The following is a 17,931-nucleotide window of genomic DNA, read 5'->3' as shown; positions in this document are numbered from 1 at the left end:
ATCAAATATGAAAGCGGTTAAAATAAACGTAACTTCCTGCGGGCAAATTCCTGGTTACGCAAACCGGAGCCGGAGCAAAATGCCCAACCCTCTTATATTGTCCACATCCTCGACCGCCAGCGCCGCAAAATCTGAAACTGCCGCCAAGGGACACCCAATCTCGGAAGGGGCTGACACCTTTGCTGAGGTAATGGAGCAGGAATTGCAGCGTTCCGAAGGTGACAGCTTGAATGAGGACGTGCCCGAACTGACCATTAATGCCGAGGTGCAGGTTGAAGAGGATGTGGTCGAAGAAGACTCTGTTGATCTTGCGACCAGCCTGTCGGGAAAACCTGTAACTGACCCGCCCACCCGCGCGCCGGCGCAGGACGAAGAGATGGCACCTGAGGAAACGCCGGCATCGCTGCCCGAACCTGACAAGGCCGTAATACTCGCAGCGCCAAACAATGCGACCCCCGATCCTCGGGGTGATGCGCTTGGAAACGCGGCGCAACGCGCCCGATCTGAGGTTCCGGCTTTGTTGCAGGCGAAAACCGCTCAGCAAAACCCGGAACACAATCTGACGCAAACCGCTATTGCAAAGGGCTATCGGACCAAGGCGTCGATACCCTCGGATTCTGCGTCCGAAAAACCCGAAGTGCCAGAACCAAAGCTGGTTTCGCGAGATACACCCGATGCGGCTCGGGCTCCCAAAGCCACCGGTTCACCGCCGACAACGCAATCCGTTCCGACATTTGTTCAAATACAACTGATGGCGTCTGCCAAGGTGCAGGACGTTGATTTGGTATCAGACCCGGATGCCGAGGGGATTCTGCCCGCGCGCGAAAGCCAGCCATTTTCAACGGCACGAGATACGTCAGCAAGCCATCAGCACTTTTTAACCTCAGCACGGGCAGAAACGGCGCGGGCAATCGCGGGGCAGATGGCCGCTGCGATACATGCAAGACCACAATCCGGCACGATTGAACTGACCTTGAATCCGGAAGAGCTGGGCAAGATCTCAATCGTCATGAATGGCCGGGATGACGGGTTGCAGATGACGATCGCAGCCGAGCGGCCGGAAACTCTGGAAATGATGAGGCGACATCTTTCGGTTCTTGAGGCTGAGTTCAAAAACCTCGGGCTTGGCGATCTGTCTTTCAATCTGGGTGGTTCGTCAGACGGCCAGTCCGAAAGCGCGGATAGACACGCGGAGTCCGGTCTGAATACAACCCAGACCGAAATGGATCAGGCAAGCGAGCCGGTCTTAACCCGGATCGGCCATAGTGGCCGCGTTGATATGAGGCTTTGAGCATGATCACGCCCACACAGAATACAGGCGCTACCGCCACACAGACCCAATCTTCGGCGCAATCTGGAACATCCGGCCTGGCCTCGGATTTTGAAACCTTCCTTCTGATGCTGACCGCCCAGGCCCGCAACCAAGACCCGCTGGAGCCGCTGGATTCATCAGAATACGCCTCGCAACTGGCTCAGTTCTCGATGGTCGAGCAGCAAGTTCAGACCAACGATCTGCTCTCAGCGCTTGCCTATTCGCTTGGCAGTGTAAACCTTGAAGAGCTTGCCAGCTGGGTCGGGATGGATGTGCGAACCGCCTCTGCCTTTCATTTCGACGGTTCACCAGAAACGCTGTATGCGCAGGCCGACCCCGGGGCGGACAGCGCCTTTATGGTGATCCGCAACGACTCGGACGAGGTCGTTGAACGCATCGCTGTTTCTACGACGGAATCCGAGTTTGTCTGGGCCGGAACCGATGACGATGCCGCCCCGTTACCGGCAGGAAATTATACCGCAACGATGGAAAGTTATGACGGCGATGAGCTGCTGTCTGAACGCATCGCCTCAGCGTATAATCAGGTGCTCGAGGCGCAGGTCGGCACTGATGCAGTGTTGCTGACGCTCGCTGGCGGAGAGGTGGTGCCAGCAGGAATAGTCACTGCGGTGCGAACAGGAGCTTGATCTACGGTTAACGACAGGCGAAACCAAGGCAATGCCCGACTCGTTGACTGATTGGTGATCTCCCTGCCTCAAATACCGTCCCCACCGCGCGACCTTGTTGCTCAACTTGTCAGGCTCGGATTTGCCAGCGCTGGGGCACAGTTCGAAACTCTGTATGGTGGCAGGACAAACCGGGTGTGGAAGGTGCTGGGCGACGACAGTGATCAGGTATTGAAACTGTACCGCTCGGACCTGGAAAACCCATTGTTTCGCAACGATCCCGCATTGGAAGCCGCCTGTCTGCGGGCACTGGCTTCTTCTGGGGTTGTGCCGCGATTGCGGGCAACGGGACAACATGACAACGGATATTGGGTGTTCTACGACCACGCACAGGGCACCCCCTGGCGGTCTGACCCGGCCCCAGTGGCCCGGTTGCTGCACCGCCTGCATTCGCTCAACCTAAACATAGAGAACGCACCCACCGGTAAAAACGGTAGCGCAGATCTGGCCGAACATAGTCAAAGCATTCTGGCGATGTGCACATCGGATCGACGGGCTCAGCTGGAAAAGATGCAACCACAGCATCATATTTTGCGGTCGGATCATACTTGCCTGATTCACGGCGACCCGGTGGCGGGAAACATCCTCGTCGCATCCTCTGGTCTGACGCTGATTGACTGGCAATGCCCAGCCGTTGGTGATCCTTGCGAGGACCTTGCGCTGTTCCTGTCACCCGCCATGCAATATCTTTACAGAGGTGCGGTTTTGACCGTTGACGAGCAAAAGTCCTTTCTTTCGGCGTATGACCGGCAGGAAACCGTAAACCGCTACCGGTCTTTACGCCGCTGGTACGGGTGGAGGATGGCGGCCTACTGCCTATGGCGCGCAGAACATGGGGCACCAGATTATGAACAAGGGCTCGAGCTGGAACTGGCCGCTTTGTGAATGTCAGAGGTCGGCCAGTGCCATTAACGCATAGGCTGGCGGCATCAGCGCCCGCCGCCAGGACCCAAGTGGAAAACGCCGCGGGGGTCGGGCCATTGGCTCAGGCAATTCCGCATCCTGTCCAAGCACCATGCGACTAAGCGCCCGCCCACAATAGGTACCCATCGCGACACCGTTTCCATGATAGGCCAGCCCGGCAAACATCCCATTCTGACCCGGAACGGGCCCTGCGAACGGCGTCAGATCCTGGGTAAGGCACACCATCCCTGACCACATATTGGTCACGTCCACATCGGCCCATGCCGGAAACATGGCCTTGAAATCACGCTGCACCTTTTGCCGGATCGCAGCCTCGGCCTTAGGTGATGAGCGCAGGCCACCGCGCATCCCAAACAGAAACCGCCGATCCGGCATAAGACGAAAATAGTGCAGAAGATTTCGTGTATCGTAAGACATCTGATCCGAGGTCCAGCCCTGCGCCGACACCTCAGCCTCGGTCAATGGGCGGGTCACCAGAACGGTTGATTGCGCTGGCATATAGCGCCCAGACAGCCATTCAGGCATGTTTTCACTGGAATATCCGTTGGTGCAGATCAGTACATTCGACGCTTTGATCCGCCCTGACCCGGTTCGAACATCAAAGCTCGCGCTGGTTTTGGTAATGTCTCTGGCCATGGTTTTCTGAAAAAATCGGGCCCCAGCGGAAGCGGCCGCATTTGCAATGCCGAACAGGTATTTCCGGGGGTTCAGACCAAATCCGACCGGCACGCTATAGCCCCCGAAAAAATCCCCACCCAACCCGAGCCCGGGCAGGTCGGCTGCCTCATGCAAGCAGCCCCCGTCATCCGCAGAGCGTCGCAATTTCTCCATGGCGCGGGCGGTGTGGGCCAGGGCGGTCTCGCCCTTGGAATGAACGTCCGCTTCGATCTGATGCGCCTCAAGCAGGTCGGCGACAAGATTGACCGCATCCACTTTGGCCCGGGCAAAGCTTTCGGCCCCCTCGACCCCATATCGCCGAGCCATGCCACGATCGCTCAGCTTTGACCCACCTCGGCAGCAAAACCCACCATTGCGACCCGAGGCACCCCACCCCGGCGTCTCCGCCTCGAGAACTGCGACGGATAGGCCTGCCTGCCCCAGGAAAAGCGCGGCTGTAACACCTGTGAACCCGCCGCCGATGATGGCGACATCCACGCTCAGATCATCCTGCAACACCGGCCAGTCTGGTGCTGCGATAGTTTCATCCCACCAGCACCCTGATCGCGGTCCAGATCCATAGGTATACTCAGGGAACAGACGTTTCATTCCGCACGCACTGCCGCCATCTCATCCTGTTTTTGCCGGACCATCGCGCGCTTGGTGACCAAAGATGCTGCTATGACACCGACCGTCACGACCGCAATCATGATCGTGGATAGCGCATTGATTTCAGGGCTGACGCCCAGCCGCACAGCTGAGAAAATCTTGATCGGCAGAGTCGTGGCTGACGGGCCCGATGTGAATGATGCGATCACCAGATCATCCAGCGACAGCGTAAAAGCCAATAACCAGCCTGAAATCACCGCCGGGGCGATGATCGGCAGGGTGACAAGACGGAAGGCTTGTGCGGGTGAGCACCCAAGATCCAACGCTGCCTCTTCCAGAGACTGATCAAACGTGACCAGACGTGAGGATACAACAACCGACACGAAGCACATTGAAAAGGTCGTATGTGCCAGCACGATGGTCAAAATACCCCGGTCCAGTCCAATTCCGATGAACAGCAGCAAAAGCGACAGGCCAGTGATCACTTCGGGCATCACAAGAGGCGCATAGATCATGCCCGAAAACAGAGTCCGGCCAAAGAACCGCCCACCGCGTACCAGCACATAAGCCGCCGCCGTACCCAGAATGGTAGCCAGGGTCGACGAGAATACTGCAACCCGCAAGGTGACCCAGGCAGCATCAAGAAACGCTTCGTTCTGGACCAACTCACCATACCATTTGGTCGAAAATCCAGCCCAAACCGTGACCAGTTTGCTTTCGTTAAAAGAGAAGATGATCAAAATGAGCATCGGGATATAGAGAAACGCGAAACCAAGCGTCAACGAGACGACGTTGAACCAGCTTAACCTGTTCATTGCTCAGCCTCCGTCTGTTTCTGCTGGTTGCGCTGGAACAGCACGATGGGAATCACAAGGATCAGCAACAGCACAACTGCCACGGCACCGGCCACCGGCCAGTCGCGGTTCGAGAAGAACTCCTCCCACAACACTTTGCCGATCATCAATGTCCCGGATCCTCCGAGCAATGATGGGATCACAAATTCGCCGATCACCGGAATCATCACCAGGAAACAACCCGCGATGATACCCGGGCGTGACAAGGGGATCGTTATCAGCCAGAAGGCCTGAATACGCGAACAGCCCAAATCCTCTGCGGCCTCGATCAGCGACTCGTCCATTCGTTCAAGCGCGGAATAGATCGGCAGAATCATGAAGGGCAGATAGGTATAGACGATACCGATATAGACAGCTGTGTTGGTGTTCAGAATGGTCAGCGGGGTCGAGATGATGCCCGTCCACAGCAGCAGTTGGTTCAGGTAACCTTCGTTGCTGAGAATACCCATCCAAGCATAGACCCGGATCAGGAACGACGTCCAGAACGGCAGAATTACCAACATCATCAACGTCGGGCGCCACTCAGCCGGTGCGCGGGCCATGCCATACGCGATAGGATACCCCACCAGCAAAGTCAGTATGGTTGAAATCAACGCGATTTTGACACTGGACAGGTAAGCTTTCCAATACAGGTCATCTTCGGTTAGCCAGACGAAATTCTCAAAATCCAGCTGGCTGAAGAAATCCCTGAGCCCGGCCCAGCCCTGAGATAGATCCAGTGTCGGCGTGTAAGGCGGGATGGCCAGCTCCGTGTCCGAAAGCGAGATTTTCAGAACGATGAAAAATGGCACCAGAAACAGCGCCAAAAGCCAGACATACGGGACGGCGATCAGAAGGGCGCGGCGCATCAATCCGCCAACAGAACCGCGGCGGTGGCTGTCCAGGACAGCCAGACCGGGTCTTCCCATGTAAAGGAACGACGCGAAATGCGACGGGTATTTGCCGTCTGCGCCTTGATAATCGTGCCGTTATTCAGTTCGACGTGATAAGTGGACAGATTGCCCAGATAGGCAATGTCAAGCACCTTGCCCTGCACTGCGTTGATTGCATCCGCAGGACGATCAACCGAGATCGTCACCTTCTCGGGGCGGATCGCCAGATGACATAGCTGGCCGTTCGAAAACTCTGTGGTCGAGGACGCAGTCAAAGGTGCCTGACCTTCAGCCCAGTCAATCTGATAGGTCTCATCAGCGCTTGCCGTGGCCCTGCCCTGGATGATGTTCACATCGCCAATGAAATCGGCCACATAGACCGAACTGGGATTCTCATAAATCCGGTCGGGTGTCGCCACTTGTATCAGATTACCCTGATCCATTACCGCAACCCGGCTGGCCACGGTCATCGCCTCTTCCTGATCATGGGTCACGATCACAAAGGTGGTGCCGGTCTTTTCCTGAATATCCATCAACTCGAATTGCGTATCCTGTCGCAGTTTCTTATCCAGCGCCCCCAAAGGTTCGTCCAGCAACAGCAGCTTTGGCGCTTTGGCCAGGGATCGCGCAAGCGCCACGCGCTGACGCTGACCACCCGAGATCTGGTGCGGTTTGCGACGGGCGAATTGTTCAAGCCGGGTCAGGCGCAACATCTCTTCGACACGATCCATAAGATCATGCTTTGGCATATTGTCCCGACGCAGACCAAAGGCGATGTTTTCCCAGATAGATAGATGCGGAAACAGCGCGTAGGATTGGAACATCATGTTCACAGCCCGTTTGTTCGGCGGAATGGGATCTATATCCTGCCCGCCCAGCAGAATATGCCCTTCGGTCGGTTTTTCAAACCCGGCCAACATTCGCATCATCGTGGTCTTGCCGCAGCCCGAGGGCCCTAGCAGAGCAAAGAATTCTTTCTCAAATATATCCAAGGACAGATTGTCGATGGCCGTGAACTCACCAAACCGTTTGGTGACATTCTGGAACTGGATCAGAGGTTTCGCCTGTGGGTCTTCCCACGGCACAAAAACAGTAGAGTTCAAAACGGCCCCCGTTCGGCAATCTGAAAAGAATGGCAGGGCGGTTGGTCCGCCCTGCTGAAACAAGCCGGATCAGGTGCCCGATTTGATCTTGGTCCACAAACGGGTCACGACCCGCTGTATCTTCGACGGGTAAGGCGTCGTGATATAGAGGTTTTGCATGGTCGCATCATCCGGATAGATGGCCGGATCACCGATCACGTCTTCCTCAAGAAATTCTTGCGAAGCCTTGTTGCCATTGGCGTAGTAAACATAGTTCGAGGCCGCAGCCATATTGTTGGCATCCAGAATGAAATTCAGGAATTTATGCGCACCCTCCGGGTTCGGAGCATCAGCCGGAATCGCCATCTGGTCGAACCACATCAACGACCCTTCAGCAAAGGGATGATACTCAATTTCAACACCATTATCGGCTTCGGCCGCACGATCGCGGGCCTGCAGGATATCACCCGACCACCCCACGGCGACACAGATGTCGCCATTGGCCAATGCGTTGATATATTCCGAGCTGTGGAACTTCTGAATGTGCGGTCGAACGCTGGTCAAAACCGCCTCGGCCTTGCCAATAACATCTTTGTCATGGCTGTCCGGGTCTTCACCCAAATATTGCAGAACCATCGGAATGATTTCTGCCGGAGCATCCAGGAAATGTACGCCGCAGGATGCAAGTTTCTCCATATTCTCGGGTTTCAGAACCAGATCCATGCTGTTCAGCGCAACATCCTCGCCCAACGCTTCCTGCACTTTTCCAACATTTACACCAAGCCCGGTTGTGCCCCACATGTAGTTGATAGAATAGGCGTTGTCCGGATCATACCCGGCAGTACGTTCCTGAATCACATCCCACAGATTGCCTGAATTCGACAACTGTGCAGCGTCAAGCGCCTGAAAGGCTCCAGCCTGGATCTGACGCTGAAGGAAAGTACCCGAAGGCACCACCACGTCATAGCCTGATCCACCGGCCAGCATCTTGGTCTCCAATACCTCGTTGCTGTCAAAAACATCATAAATCAGAGTCAGACCGGTATCTTCCTCGAACTTTGTCAGAAGCTCTTCGTCGATATAGTCGGACCAGTTGTAAACACGCACCTCTTCAGCGAAGGCCGCCGAAGTCCCCAATGCGATGACCGCTGTCATGGTCAGCGTTTTGATTGTCATATTATTCTCCCTGCAAGTGTACGCGCTATTTTCCCGTTTTTTTGGATTTGATCAAGTTTTGCGTTTTCGCACGATCCGTCGTATGGTTTCACGAGGTCAGAAACCTGACAAGTCAACATAGCGGGAAACAGGGCAAACCACTTGGATTTGATCAAAAATAAGGCATTCAGCACTGACGGTGCGCGTGAAAAACGACCTGCGCATGAACAGGTCTATAATACCCTCAGATCACAAATCATGTACGGCGAATTGGTGCCGGGGCAACCCGTCACGATCCAGGGTCTCACTGATTCGCTGGGTGTTGGAATGACCCCTGTGCGGGAGGCGATCAGGCGCCTGATATCCGATGGTGCTCTGGTGTTTCAGGGCAACCGCCGAGTGAGTGTTCCTCTTCTGACCGACGGCGATGTCGAACAGATGATTTATTCAAGAATCAAAATAGAATCAGAGCTTTCGAGGCGTGCAACTGCGAATGTGACACCTCAGGACATTGATCATCTTGAGCAGATCGACCAACGTCTGGATCGCACTATCAGCGATGGAGACGTCAGCGGCTATCTGCGCCTCAACCACCGGTTTCACGAAACGCTTTACGGCCATGCAAATGCCCCGATTCTCAATGATCTGGCCGAGCGCCTGTGGCTTAGATTCGGGCCGTCTTTGCGCGTTGTATGTGGTAGATTCGGCACTCAGAGCCTGCCGGACCGCCACAAGGATATCATTTCGGCGTTGCGCAATCAGGACGCGGATATGGCAGCAAAAGCAACCGCACAAGATATCGAACAGGGCATGGAGCTGATGGCAGACGCCTTAGTCAACGCTTAGATCTGTCCGATTCGATTGACAGGAAAAAATTTGATCATATTGTAGCTGCCAATCGCTCTTGCAGGAGATTTTCCGATGTCGACCATCACAAACCATTTGCCCACGGCCCAGTTGCAGGCCTTGGACGCCGCCCACCACATGCACCCTTTTTCGGCCAATGGCGCCCTAGGGAAAGAAGGCGCGCGTGTGATCACCCGTGCGAAGGGCGTCTACCTTACGGACAGCGAGGGTGAAGAAATACTCGATGCAATGGCGGGCCTGTGGTGTGTCAATATCGGCTATGGTCGCGATGAACTGGCCGAGGTCGCAGCCCGCCAGATGCGCGAACTGCCGTATTACAATACCTTTTTCAAAACGACCCACGTCCCTGCCATCGCGCTGGCCGCGAAGATCGCGGAACTTGCGCCAGGCGATCTGAACCATGTGTTCTTTGCAGCCGGCGGGTCTGAGGCGAATGACACAAACATCCGTCTGGTTCGGACCTATTGGGCCGAAAAAGGCCAGCCCGACAAGAACATCATCATCAGCCGCCATAACGCCTATCATGGCTCTTCGGTCGGCTCGGCGTCGTTGGGCGGCATGGCAGGGATGCACGCGCAGGGTGGAATCCCGATCCCGAATATCCACCATATCAACCAGCCAAACTGGTGGGCCGAAGGTGGCAGCATGTCACCCGAAGAATTCGGCCTGGCCCGCGCGCGTGAGTTGGAAGAGGCGATTGAGGAACTTGGCGAAAACCGCGTCGCAGCCTTTATCGCCGAACCCGTACAGGGCGCAGGTGGCGTGATCGTTGCACCGGATACCTACTGGCCTGAAATTCAGCGCATCTGTGACAAATACGATATCCTGTTGATCGCGGATGAGGTCATCTGCGGCTTTGGCCGCACCGGCAATTGGTTCGGGTCACAAACCGTCGGCATTCGCCCCGATATCATGACCATCGCCAAAGGCCTCAGCTCGGGCTATGCGCCGATTGGCGGATCCATCGTAAGCGATGAAATCGCCGAGGTCATTGGTGGCACCGAGTTCAATCACGGCTACACCTATTCCGGCCATCCGGTCGCCGCCGCCGTGGCACTGGAAAACCTGCGCATCCTCGAAGAAGAAAAGATCGTCGAGCATGTCCGCGATGTGGCCGCGCCGTATCTGAAGGAAAAATGGGAGGCGCTGGCCGATCACCCGCTTGTGGGCGAGGCCAAGATCGTCGGCATGATGGCCTCGATTGCGTTGACCCCGGACAAGGCCAGCCGCGCCAAATTCGCCTCCGATCCGGGTACAGTCGGCTATATCTGCCGCGACCGCTGCTTTGCGAATAACCTGATCATGCGCCATGTGGGCGATCGGATGATCATCTCTCCTCCGCTGGTTCTGACACCCGCGGAAATTGATGAGATGCTCGTACGCATCCACAAATCTCTGGACGAGGCACAGGCCGAGATCATCGCACAGGGCCTGATGAAAGCGGCCTCCTGACCCGCGCAGCTTCATCTGGCTGAAAATACCTCGGGGGAGGCGCCGTCAGGCGACGGGGGCAGAGCCCCCTCCCCTACCTCAACCGCTCTAACAGCGGCGCGGACGCATAGCCGTCCGGCAAAAGCCCCTGTGCCAGTTGATAGGCCCGAACCGCCTCGGTGGTGTTCGGGCCGGTGCGCCCGTCGATCCCCTGTGTATCGAACCCGGCTTCGGTCAGCCGGAGCTGCAATTCCTTCTTCTCAGCAAAGCTCAACGCCCGATCACCCCGAGGCCACTCGGCCTGAAACGCCGCGCGGCCCGCCAGACGGTCGGACAAATGTCCAATGCCGATCACATAGGCATCTGCACCGTTGTATTGCTCGATCACGCGGAAATTTTCGAAGACCATCAATGCAACGCCTTCACCACCCGCTGGCAACAAGATCGCTGCCTGACCATGATCCGTAAGCGGCTGTCCATCCCACGCAACCACGCCCAGCGCCGCCCAGTCTGACGGCAGCAGCGTGTAATCGCGTCTCGCGGCCGCAAAATCGAACCCGGCGGGCAGGCGCACTTCAACACCCCATGGCTGTCCCTTGGTCCACCCATGACGCGCCAGATAGGCCGCTGTCGAGGCCAGCGCGTCGGTCGGGTCATCCGCCCATATATCCCGCCGCCCATCACCGTCGAAATCCACGGCGTGATCCAAAAACGAGGTCGGCATGAACTGCGTATGCCCCATTGCTCCGGCCCAACTTCCGACCATCGTTGCGGGACTGACATCGCCTGCCTGAATGATCCGCAAGGCGGCAATCAGTTGCGTTTCAAAGAACTCAGCCCGTCGGGCATCAAAGGCCAGCGTCGCAAGCGAACGGATCGTCTGATCCGACCCCCGAAATGTGCCGAAAGATGTCTCAAGCCCCCAAATCGCGGCCACGACCTCTTTTTCGACGCCATACTGCGCCTCAATCCGGGTCAGCACCGCGGCATGGCGTTCCAACCCCGCGCGACCGTCCGCGACGCGCCGATCAGAAACGGCCGCATCCAGATAGTCCCAGATGGGCTTGGTAAACTCAGCCTGATTACGATCGCGCTTGATGATGTCCTTGTCATAGGCCAGCCCCGCAAGCGCGCGGTCCAAAGTCCCGGGCAGGATGCCCTGCGCCTGTGCCCTCGCCCGAAAATCACCAAGCCACGCCTGAAACCGGGCGCTTCTTTCCTCTGACACGCGATACATTTCCTCCGATGGTCGGACGACCGGTCGGATTGAGACTGTAAGATCAGCCGACGCCAATTGTATCGGCTGTGGCCCTTCCGGGCTTTTGATGGACTCCGCCTGTACGATGGATGCCCATAATGCTGCGGTCATAACGCCGCTTACGCATCTACGCATTCCGAATTTCCTGATAACTGCTCAACCACAGGATAGCGCAAAAATGGCGAATCTCAAAGCGCTCAGCTTTCCGAGTCGCGGTCTCTCGCCTTTCGCTCGGATCGCAGCCGGTTCAGAGCTTCGCGCAGCAGAGGGACCCGGTTGGGCCGGAACGAGGCCCCGGTCGTCTGCATCTCTTGCATGCGATCCAACCGAAACACGCGGAAATCCTGCCGCAACAGGCACCAGCTGATCAGCACGCTGGCGCGATCCATGTACACAATGCTCAGCGGGTTTACACTGCGACGGGTCTCGTCGCCTTTGGCATCCCAATAGGAAAATTCGATCGTCTGTTCGTCCCAGGTGGCCCGCCGCAGTTCAGCGACATCCACCGTTGGTTTCGCCGGCCGGTCAAACCGTGTGGCGGTCAGCACCGCATGGCTGAGGCGCTGAGACTGGCGCGGTGGCAAACGACCCTGCAGCTTGCGCAGAACTTCGCTGGCAGCCTCTGAGAGGCCGGGATCACCAATGGATTGTACCTCGCGCAGGCCAAGCACCAGGGCCTCAAGCTCATCATCGGTGAAGCCAAGCGGTGGCAGGGTGGCGTCCTCGATCAGGGTGAACCCGAACCCCGCCTCTCCGTCGATCACGGCGCCGAGGCTGCGCAATGAATCGATGTCTCGGTGAATCGTGCGCGGCGAAACGCCTAGATCCTGAGCCAGCTCAATCGACGTTCTTGGCGACGGGCCAGAGCGCAAGGATTGCATTAATTGGAACAAACGGGCGGTGCGGGTCATAATGCAGGTTACTTTATCTCTAATGACAGAAATTGTCATTAGCTCGGCATACCCATCACCTATACCCATGATGGAGCCCAAGATGCTGACCCTTTTGACCTACCCCTCTGCCTTTGGCCTGTTCAGCGCCAGCCCGTTTTGCGTGAAGACGGCACTAATGCTGCAAACATCGGGCCAACGCTGGCAGCGATCTGACCTCCTTGATCCGCGCAAGATGCCGCATCAGAAGCTGCCGGTTCTGCGCACGCCGCAGCGTCTGATCCCCGACAGCGACCTGATCCGCGACTGGCTTGAGGCGCAAGGCAGTGATTTTGATCACGGGCTGAGCGATCTGCAAAAGGCCCAATCGCGCGCCTTGATCCGCCTGGCCGAAGAGCATCTGTATTTTCAGATCGTCCAAGACCGCTGGGCCAATGACGAAGTCTGGCCGATTCTGTATAAGACCTTTTTCACTGGCATCCCCGCCCTGATCCGCAAACCGGTTGCCAATTCTATCCGCAAGAACGTTGTTAAAGGATTGGGGTTTCAGGGCGTCTCTCGATTCTCAGATGCGGAACGTCAGGACAGGCTGGAACGCGATCTTGAGGCGATCTCGGCCTATCTATGGCAGTCGACCTATTTGATGGGAGAAACCCCGACCTCAGTGGATATGAGCGTGGCCCCCATGCTTGCCGCGATGCGCGCGACGCCGGCCAATACACCGCTGACCCAGCGGATCAAACAGGATAAGCTGTTGAGCGACTACATAGACCGGATGGAGCAGGCGATACCGCTGTCATGACACAATTTGACGATCCCGCAGTGGCAGCGGCCTATCATGCCCTGCCCGAAGGCACACGTGCCGGGGCGCTTGCGCTGCGTCAGTTGATCCTGGAAACCGCCACTTCGTTGCCCCGCGCGCAGCCGTTGCAAGAGGCATTGCGCTGGGGGCAGCCCGCCTATCTGGCGCCCAAGGGATCCACGATCCGATTGGGCGGGCACAAAGCGGCCCGCTTTGCCCTGTTCGTGCATTGCCAAAGCCGGTTGATGGGCGATTTCACCTCGGCCTTTCCGGGCGAAGATCGGATAGACGGCAACCGGGCTGTTCTGTTTGATGATCCGGATCAGATCGACGCCACCCGCCATGGCTGGCTGATAGCCCGCGCGTTGACCTATCACCTTCCCGCAAAAGGCTGACTTACATGCGCCTTGTTCCCGAGATGCGAACTCACTTCTGACGGCGTTTGCGTTCCACCTTGCGTTTGATCTTGTCCTTCTTGCGCTTGGTGCCGACCGCCTTGCGTCGCGTTGGGCGCTTGGATGCTCCTCCGCGCCCCGTCGGCAGAGCCTGATCGTCGATCGACAACAGCTCCAACTCCAGCCCACCCGTCACAGGTGTCGCCTCGGTCAGACGCACGGTGACGCGTTGGCCGATGGCTATGATCAGCCCGGTGTCCGACCCCATCAGGGTTCCGGCCTCCCGGTCGAAATGGAAGAACTCGCGCCCCAAGGATCGCACCGGTACCAGACCGTCCGCGCCGGTCTCGTCCATTTTCACGAAAGCCCCAAACCGGGCGATACCACTGATCCGACCCGAGAACTCAGTCCCAACACGCTCGCTCAGATAAGCCGCCAGATACCGGTCGGTCGTATCTCGTTCCGCCATCATCGAGCGGCGTTCGGTATCCGAGATATGAGTGGCAGTTTCGTCCAGCCGGGCGATCTCATCCTCGGTCAGGCCATCGGCACCCCAGCCATGGGCCGAGATCAGCGCGCGGTGCACGATCAGGTCGGCATAGCGCCGGATGGGCGAGGTGAAATGTGCATAATTCCGCAGCGCCAGCCCGAAATGGCCGAAATTCTCAGCGTTGTAATAGGCCTGCGCCATCGACCGCAGGGTGGTCAGGTTGATCAACTCTGCATCCTCGGTGCCCGCAGCCGCATTCAGCAGTGCGTTCAGGTGGCGGGTCTGCAACACCTGCCCCTTGGCCAAATTCAACCCCGCCGCCTGAGCCGTTTCCCGCAGGCTTTCCAGCTTCTCGGGTGCTGGTTCTTCGTGGACACGGAACAGCAGCGGGCGGCGCTTGGCGATCAGGGTTTCAGCCGCAGCGACATTGGCGAGGATCATGAACTCTTCGATCAGCTTATGCGCGTCCAGACGGTCGCGGAAAGCCACGCTTTGAACGTCGCCCGTATCGCTCAGGATAATCTTGCGTTCCGGCAGGTCCAGTTCCAGCGGTTGCCGCACACCCCGCGCCTTTTTCAGTGCAGCATAAGCAGCATAGAGCGGCTTCAGTACGGTCTCTAACAGCGGCCCGGTGCGGTCATTGGGGGCGCCATCGATGGCCTCCTGCACCTCGGTATAATGCAGCGAGGCGGCGGAGCGCATAAGCCCCCGCACGAACCGGTGGCCGATCTTGTTGCCCTCGGCGTCGACCTGCATCCGCACGGCGATACACGCGCGCGGGACGCCTTCGTGCAACGAACACAAATCACCGGACAGCCGATCCGGCAGCATCGGCACCACGCGGTCGGGGAAGTAGCTGGAGTTGCCCCGCTTGCGCGCCTCGCGATCCAGCGCCGTACCGGGCTGCACATAGGCGGCGACATCAGCAATGGCGACCCAAACAACATGCCCCCCGGGGTTCTTAGGATCATCGTCAGCATGAGCGAAACAGGCATCATCATGATCCCGCGCGTCTGAGGGGTCGATGGTCAGCAGCGGAATATCCCGAAGATCTTCGCGCCCTTTCAGGCCAGCGGGTTTGGCCTTGTCGGCCTCTGCAATCACTGTGTCGGGGAAGTCATCGGGAATGCCATGCTGATGAATGGCGATCAGCGACACGGCCTTGGGGGCCGACGGGTCGCCCAGCCGTTCGACAATGCGGGCACGTGGCAGGCCCATGCGGGTCTTGGGTCCGGCCTGTTCGGCCTCGACCAACTCACCGTCTTTTGCACCCAGTACGGCACCTTCATTGACCAGCCACTCGTTCTGTCCGGCCTTGTCGATGGGCACGATCCGTCCGCCCTCGGTCCCTTTGCGGAAGATACCGACGATCTTGCGCGGGTTGGTTCCGATCCGGCGAATCAGGCGGGCCTCGTAATTATGGTCTTCCTCATGCACCACGGTCAGGCGGGCCAGAATGCGGTCGCCTTCACCCAGCGCCGGGTCACTTGCGCGGGTGATCATCAGAACAACCGGCTCGACCCCTTCGCCATGCCATTCCAGCGGGCGCGCGAACAGATCACCATCGGCATTCGGCGCCTTCACCTGCAACACGCTGACAGGCGGCAGACGATCCGGGTCACGATAGCTGCGATTGCGCTTTTCAAGATGCCCTTCGGCCTCAAGTTCCTTGAGGATCCGTTTCAGGTCGATCCGATCCGCGCCCTTGATGCCAAAGGCTTTAGCAATGTCGCGTTTCGAGGTCAGGGTGGGGTTCGCCGAGATCCAATCGAGGACCTCTTGCTTGGTAGGGATGCGAGTCATGATTTCGGCCTATCACGGAGATGCGGCGGCGTCATGACCAAAAAGGGTCAGGCTTGCAGATCAGCAACCGTGTCGACATCGCGCAGCTGATCCAGCATCTCCACCCGGCATCCGGGGATCGAGGCCAGCGTGTCGGCCAGCGCATGTTCCGTCGACCAGCGCACGTTTTGAAACAGGCTGTGTGGCAGGGCACCAATGCGTTGCGCCCCGACCAGCCAATATCCGCCATCCGGGGCCGGACCAAACACCATCTGGTTGCGCCCCAATGCCCGGAACGCGCGCGCGATATGCCCCCGTGTAACCCCTGGGATATCCGCACCGATCAGACAGACTGGCCCTGTTGGCATTTCCCGCAGCATCCGCCCCATACGATCGCCTAGATCCCCACGCCCCTGTGGCGCACGTGGCAGATCAGCGGGCCAGATGCGGCTGGTCAGCCCTTCGCGGTCCGGCGAGACCGCCAGCACGATCTGCCAGCGCGGATCGCGCAGGCGCCGGATCAAAGAGCGGGTCTGATGCCGAAACCACCACGCCGCACCGACCATACCGATATCGCGCCCCAACCGGGTCTTGACACGGCCCGGGCGCGGTTCTTTCACCATGATCACCAGGGTGCGCTGCATGAATCAGGAAAAATAGTCGGCCAGGATACGGGTATAGACCGCCTTGAGCTGTTCAATCTGCGCCACCTCAACGCATTCATCCACCTGATGCATGGTTTTGCCGACCAAACCAAATTCGACAACCGGACAATGATCCTTGACGAAACGCGCGTCCGAAGTACCCCCGGATGTCGACATCTCGGGCGTGACCCCGGTTTCAGCCGCAACCGATTTGGCCACCAATTCCGACAGAGGGCCAGGAGGGGTCAGAAAGCTTTCGCCCGATATCTTGATACGCACATCAACATCAACGCCAAACGCGGCGGCTACATCGCGCGCCTGCGCTTGCAGCCAATCGCTGAGGCTGGCGCCGGAATGCAGATCGTTGAACCGGATGTTCACAGTCCCGCTGCACTGTGCCGGGATGACATTTGTGGCGGAATTACCCGTGTCGATCGCCACAACCGCCAGTGTCGAGGCTTCAAAATGATCAGATCCCCGGTCCAACTCGTGACTGGCCAGCCTGTCCATCAGCCGGGCCATGGCGGGCAGTGGGTTCTTTGCCCGGTGTGGATAGGCCGAATGGCCCTGCACACCTGTTACGGTAAACCAGGCTGTCATCGAGCCGCGACGGCCGATCTTCATCATTTCACCCATCCTGTTCGGGCAGGTGGGTTCACCGACCAGGCAGACGCTCATCCGCTCGCCGCATTGATCCATATGGTCAAGCAGGGCGGTGGTGCCATGCAGCGCATCAGCCTCTTCGTCACCCGTGATCGTCAGGATGATCGCCCCGTCGGGCGGCGTGTCGCGTACAAAATCCACTGCCGCCGCTGCAAAGGCCGCCACACCCGATTTCATGTCAGTGGCCCCGCGTCCATACATGAACCCTTCCCGGATTTCTGCCCCGAAAGGCGGTGTGGTCCAAGCGGCCTCGTCGCCCACCGGAACAACATCGGTGTGACCGTTGAAACCAAAGCTTCGGGCGTGACCTTTTGCACCCCATCGCGCAAACAGATTGCTGATGCCGGCGCGATCAACACGGGTACAATCAAACCCCGCCTGTGACAGGACATCCTGCAGCAGGACAAGGGCACCGCCTTCTTCAGGTGTGACCGATGGGCAACGGATCAGGTCGGCCGTCAACGCAATCGGATCTGTCATGGTGGGCCCTTTCCATAAAATTTCTTTCAGGTTCGCGCACAGATTCAACGAATTGGCCCGATTGCCAACCCCAACAGG

At 58.0% G+C, this 17,931-nt stretch carries 17 protein-coding genes; 7 read left to right on the top strand and 10 right to left on the bottom strand.

Annotated features, from left to right (window positions below; translation table 11 throughout):
• Positions 1-79: 79 nt before the first annotated feature.
• Genes AC2FIM_RS12775 through AC2FIM_RS12765 form a run of 3 tightly spaced genes read left to right on the top strand, consistent with a single transcriptional unit; the run spans position 80 to position 2,883 of the window.
• Positions 80-1,291, top strand: a complete 1,212-nt coding sequence (locus tag AC2FIM_RS12775; RefSeq protein WP_271949603.1) for a flagellar hook-length control protein FliK — start codon at positions 80-82, stop codon at positions 1,289-1,291.
• A 2-nt stretch (positions 1,292-1,293) separates the two neighbouring features.
• Positions 1,294-1,959, top strand: coding sequence for a flagellar hook capping FlgD N-terminal domain-containing protein (locus AC2FIM_RS12770; RefSeq protein WP_496677849.1), 666 nt, complete (start codon positions 1,294-1,296; stop codon positions 1,957-1,959).
• A 54-nt stretch (positions 1,960-2,013) separates the two neighbouring features.
• Complete coding sequence (locus AC2FIM_RS12765; RefSeq protein WP_496677850.1) at positions 2,014-2,883, top strand: phosphotransferase family protein; 870 nt, start codon at positions 2,014-2,016, stop codon at positions 2,881-2,883.
• A gap of 3 nt (positions 2,884-2,886) precedes the next feature.
• On the opposite strand, the gene AC2FIM_RS12760 is transcribed toward AC2FIM_RS12765, so the two are convergent.
• From AC2FIM_RS12760 to AC2FIM_RS12740, 5 genes are all read right to left on the bottom strand, one after another.
• On the bottom strand, positions 2,887-4,188 hold the full coding sequence (locus AC2FIM_RS12760) for an NAD(P)/FAD-dependent oxidoreductase (RefSeq protein WP_496708156.1): 1,302 nt from the start codon (positions 4,186-4,188) through the stop codon (positions 2,887-2,889).
• Complete coding sequence (locus AC2FIM_RS12755; protein WP_142637169.1) at positions 4,185-5,003, bottom strand: ABC transporter permease; 819 nt, start codon at positions 5,001-5,003, stop codon at positions 4,185-4,187. Before AC2FIM_RS12755 ends, AC2FIM_RS12760 begins: the two co-directional genes overlap by 4 nt.
• The gene (locus tag AC2FIM_RS12750; RefSeq protein WP_142637171.1) at positions 5,000-5,890 is read right to left on the bottom strand and encodes an ABC transporter permease subunit; all 891 of its coding nucleotides are present in this window, start codon (positions 5,888-5,890) and stop codon (positions 5,000-5,002) included. Before AC2FIM_RS12750 ends, AC2FIM_RS12755 begins: the two co-directional genes overlap by 4 nt.
• A complete protein-coding gene (locus AC2FIM_RS12745; RefSeq protein WP_142637173.1) occupies positions 5,890-7,017 on the bottom strand; it encodes an ABC transporter ATP-binding protein in 1,128 nt (375 codons plus the stop codon). The genes AC2FIM_RS12750 and AC2FIM_RS12745 overlap by 1 nt, the downstream gene beginning before the upstream one ends.
• A gap of 69 nt (positions 7,018-7,086) precedes the next feature.
• On the bottom strand, positions 7,087-8,172 hold the full coding sequence (locus AC2FIM_RS12740) for a polyamine ABC transporter substrate-binding protein (protein ID WP_142637176.1): 1,086 nt from the start codon (positions 8,170-8,172) through the stop codon (positions 7,087-7,089).
• 141 nt (positions 8,173-8,313) lie between these two features.
• On the opposite strand from AC2FIM_RS12740, the gene AC2FIM_RS12735 reads away from it, so the two are divergent.
• Positions 8,314-8,997 (top strand): GntR family transcriptional regulator, encoded by a 684-nt coding sequence (locus tag AC2FIM_RS12735; RefSeq protein ID WP_496677851.1) that lies wholly within the window; start codon positions 8,314-8,316, stop codon positions 8,995-8,997.
• A 75-nt stretch (positions 8,998-9,072) separates the two neighbouring features.
• Positions 9,073-10,470 (top strand): aspartate aminotransferase family protein, encoded by a 1,398-nt coding sequence (locus AC2FIM_RS12730; protein WP_281995446.1) that lies wholly within the window; start codon positions 9,073-9,075, stop codon positions 10,468-10,470.
• A 73-nt stretch (positions 10,471-10,543) separates the two neighbouring features.
• On the opposite strand, the gene AC2FIM_RS12725 is transcribed toward AC2FIM_RS12730, so the two are convergent.
• Positions 10,544-11,842 (bottom strand): lytic murein transglycosylase, encoded by a 1,299-nt coding sequence (locus AC2FIM_RS12725; protein ID WP_496677853.1) that lies wholly within the window; start codon positions 11,840-11,842, stop codon positions 10,544-10,546.
• 62 nt (positions 11,843-11,904) lie between these two features.
• Positions 11,905-12,618, bottom strand: a complete 714-nt coding sequence (locus AC2FIM_RS12720; protein WP_142637184.1) for a helix-turn-helix transcriptional regulator — start codon at positions 12,616-12,618, stop codon at positions 11,905-11,907.
• A gap of 67 nt (positions 12,619-12,685) precedes the next feature.
• On the opposite strand from AC2FIM_RS12720, the gene AC2FIM_RS12715 reads away from it, so the two are divergent.
• Positions 12,686-13,399, top strand: a complete 714-nt coding sequence (locus AC2FIM_RS12715; protein ID WP_345741810.1) for a glutathione S-transferase family protein — start codon at positions 12,686-12,688, stop codon at positions 13,397-13,399.
• Positions 13,396-13,794, top strand: a complete 399-nt coding sequence (locus AC2FIM_RS12710) for a DUF1801 domain-containing protein (RefSeq protein ID WP_281995448.1) — start codon at positions 13,396-13,398, stop codon at positions 13,792-13,794. The genes AC2FIM_RS12715 and AC2FIM_RS12710 overlap by 4 nt, the downstream gene beginning before the upstream one ends.
• A 31-nt stretch (positions 13,795-13,825) precedes the next feature.
• On the opposite strand, the gene rnr is transcribed toward AC2FIM_RS12710, so the two are convergent.
• From rnr to dapE, 3 genes are read right to left on the bottom strand one after another with little or no spacing between them, the layout of a single operon-like run.
• Positions 13,826-16,087 (bottom strand): ribonuclease R, encoded by a 2,262-nt coding sequence (rnr, locus tag AC2FIM_RS12705; RefSeq protein WP_496677855.1) that lies wholly within the window; start codon positions 16,085-16,087, stop codon positions 13,826-13,828.
• 47 nt (positions 16,088-16,134) lie between these two features.
• Positions 16,135-16,710, bottom strand: coding sequence for a TIGR04282 family arsenosugar biosynthesis glycosyltransferase (locus AC2FIM_RS12700; RefSeq protein ID WP_271949587.1), 576 nt, complete (start codon positions 16,708-16,710; stop codon positions 16,135-16,137).
• A 3-nt stretch (positions 16,711-16,713) separates the two neighbouring features.
• Positions 16,714-17,853: a succinyl-diaminopimelate desuccinylase gene (gene dapE, locus AC2FIM_RS12695; protein ID WP_496708158.1), complete on the bottom strand. Its 1,140-nt coding sequence runs from the start codon at positions 17,851-17,853 to the stop codon at positions 16,714-16,716.
• Positions 17,854-17,931: the final 78 nt, after the last annotated feature.

This window comes from Ruegeria sp. CDSC052 (assembly GCF_059610685.1).
The sequence above is the reverse complement of the archived record's forward strand: the minus strand, read 5'-3'. Positions and strand labels throughout refer to the sequence as shown.

Bases quoted from the DNA above. Each gene is read 5' to 3' on its own strand.
- AC2FIM_RS12755 (WP_142637169.1), bottom strand. From the start codon at position 5,003: ATGAACAGGTTAAGCTGGTTCAACGTCGTCTCGTTGACGCTTGGTTTC.
- AC2FIM_RS12750 (WP_142637171.1), bottom strand. From the start codon at position 5,890: ATGCGCCGCGCCCTTCTGATCGCCGTCCCGTATGTCTGGCTTTTGGCG.
- AC2FIM_RS12725 (WP_496677853.1), bottom strand. From the start codon at position 11,842: ATGCGTAGATGCGTAAGCGGCGTTATGACCGCAGCATTATGGGCATCC.
- AC2FIM_RS12715 (WP_345741810.1), top strand. From the start codon at position 12,686: ATGATGGAGCCCAAGATGCTGACCCTTTTGACCTACCCCTCTGCCTTT.
- AC2FIM_RS12775 (WP_271949603.1), top strand. From the start codon at position 80: ATGCCCAACCCTCTTATATTGTCCACATCCTCGACCGCCAGCGCCGCA.
- AC2FIM_RS12710 (WP_281995448.1), top strand. From the start codon at position 13,396: ATGACACAATTTGACGATCCCGCAGTGGCAGCGGCCTATCATGCCCTG.
- AC2FIM_RS12700 (WP_271949587.1), bottom strand. From the start codon at position 16,710: ATGCAGCGCACCCTGGTGATCATGGTGAAAGAACCGCGCCCGGGCCGT.
- rnr (WP_496677855.1), bottom strand. From the start codon at position 16,087: ATGACTCGCATCCCTACCAAGCAAGAGGTCCTCGATTGGATCTCGGCG.
- AC2FIM_RS12760 (WP_496708156.1), bottom strand. From the start codon at position 4,188: ATGAAACGTCTGTTCCCTGAGTATACCTATGGATCTGGACCGCGATCA.
- dapE (WP_496708158.1), bottom strand. From the start codon at position 17,853: ATGACAGATCCGATTGCGTTGACGGCCGACCTGATCCGTTGCCCATCG.
- AC2FIM_RS12770 (WP_496677849.1), top strand. From the start codon at position 1,294: ATGATCACGCCCACACAGAATACAGGCGCTACCGCCACACAGACCCAA.
- AC2FIM_RS12720 (WP_142637184.1), bottom strand. From the start codon at position 12,618: ATGACCCGCACCGCCCGTTTGTTCCAATTAATGCAATCCTTGCGCTCT.
- AC2FIM_RS12730 (WP_281995446.1), top strand. From the start codon at position 9,073: ATGTCGACCATCACAAACCATTTGCCCACGGCCCAGTTGCAGGCCTTG.
- AC2FIM_RS12740 (WP_142637176.1), bottom strand. From the start codon at position 8,172: ATGACAATCAAAACGCTGACCATGACAGCGGTCATCGCATTGGGGACT.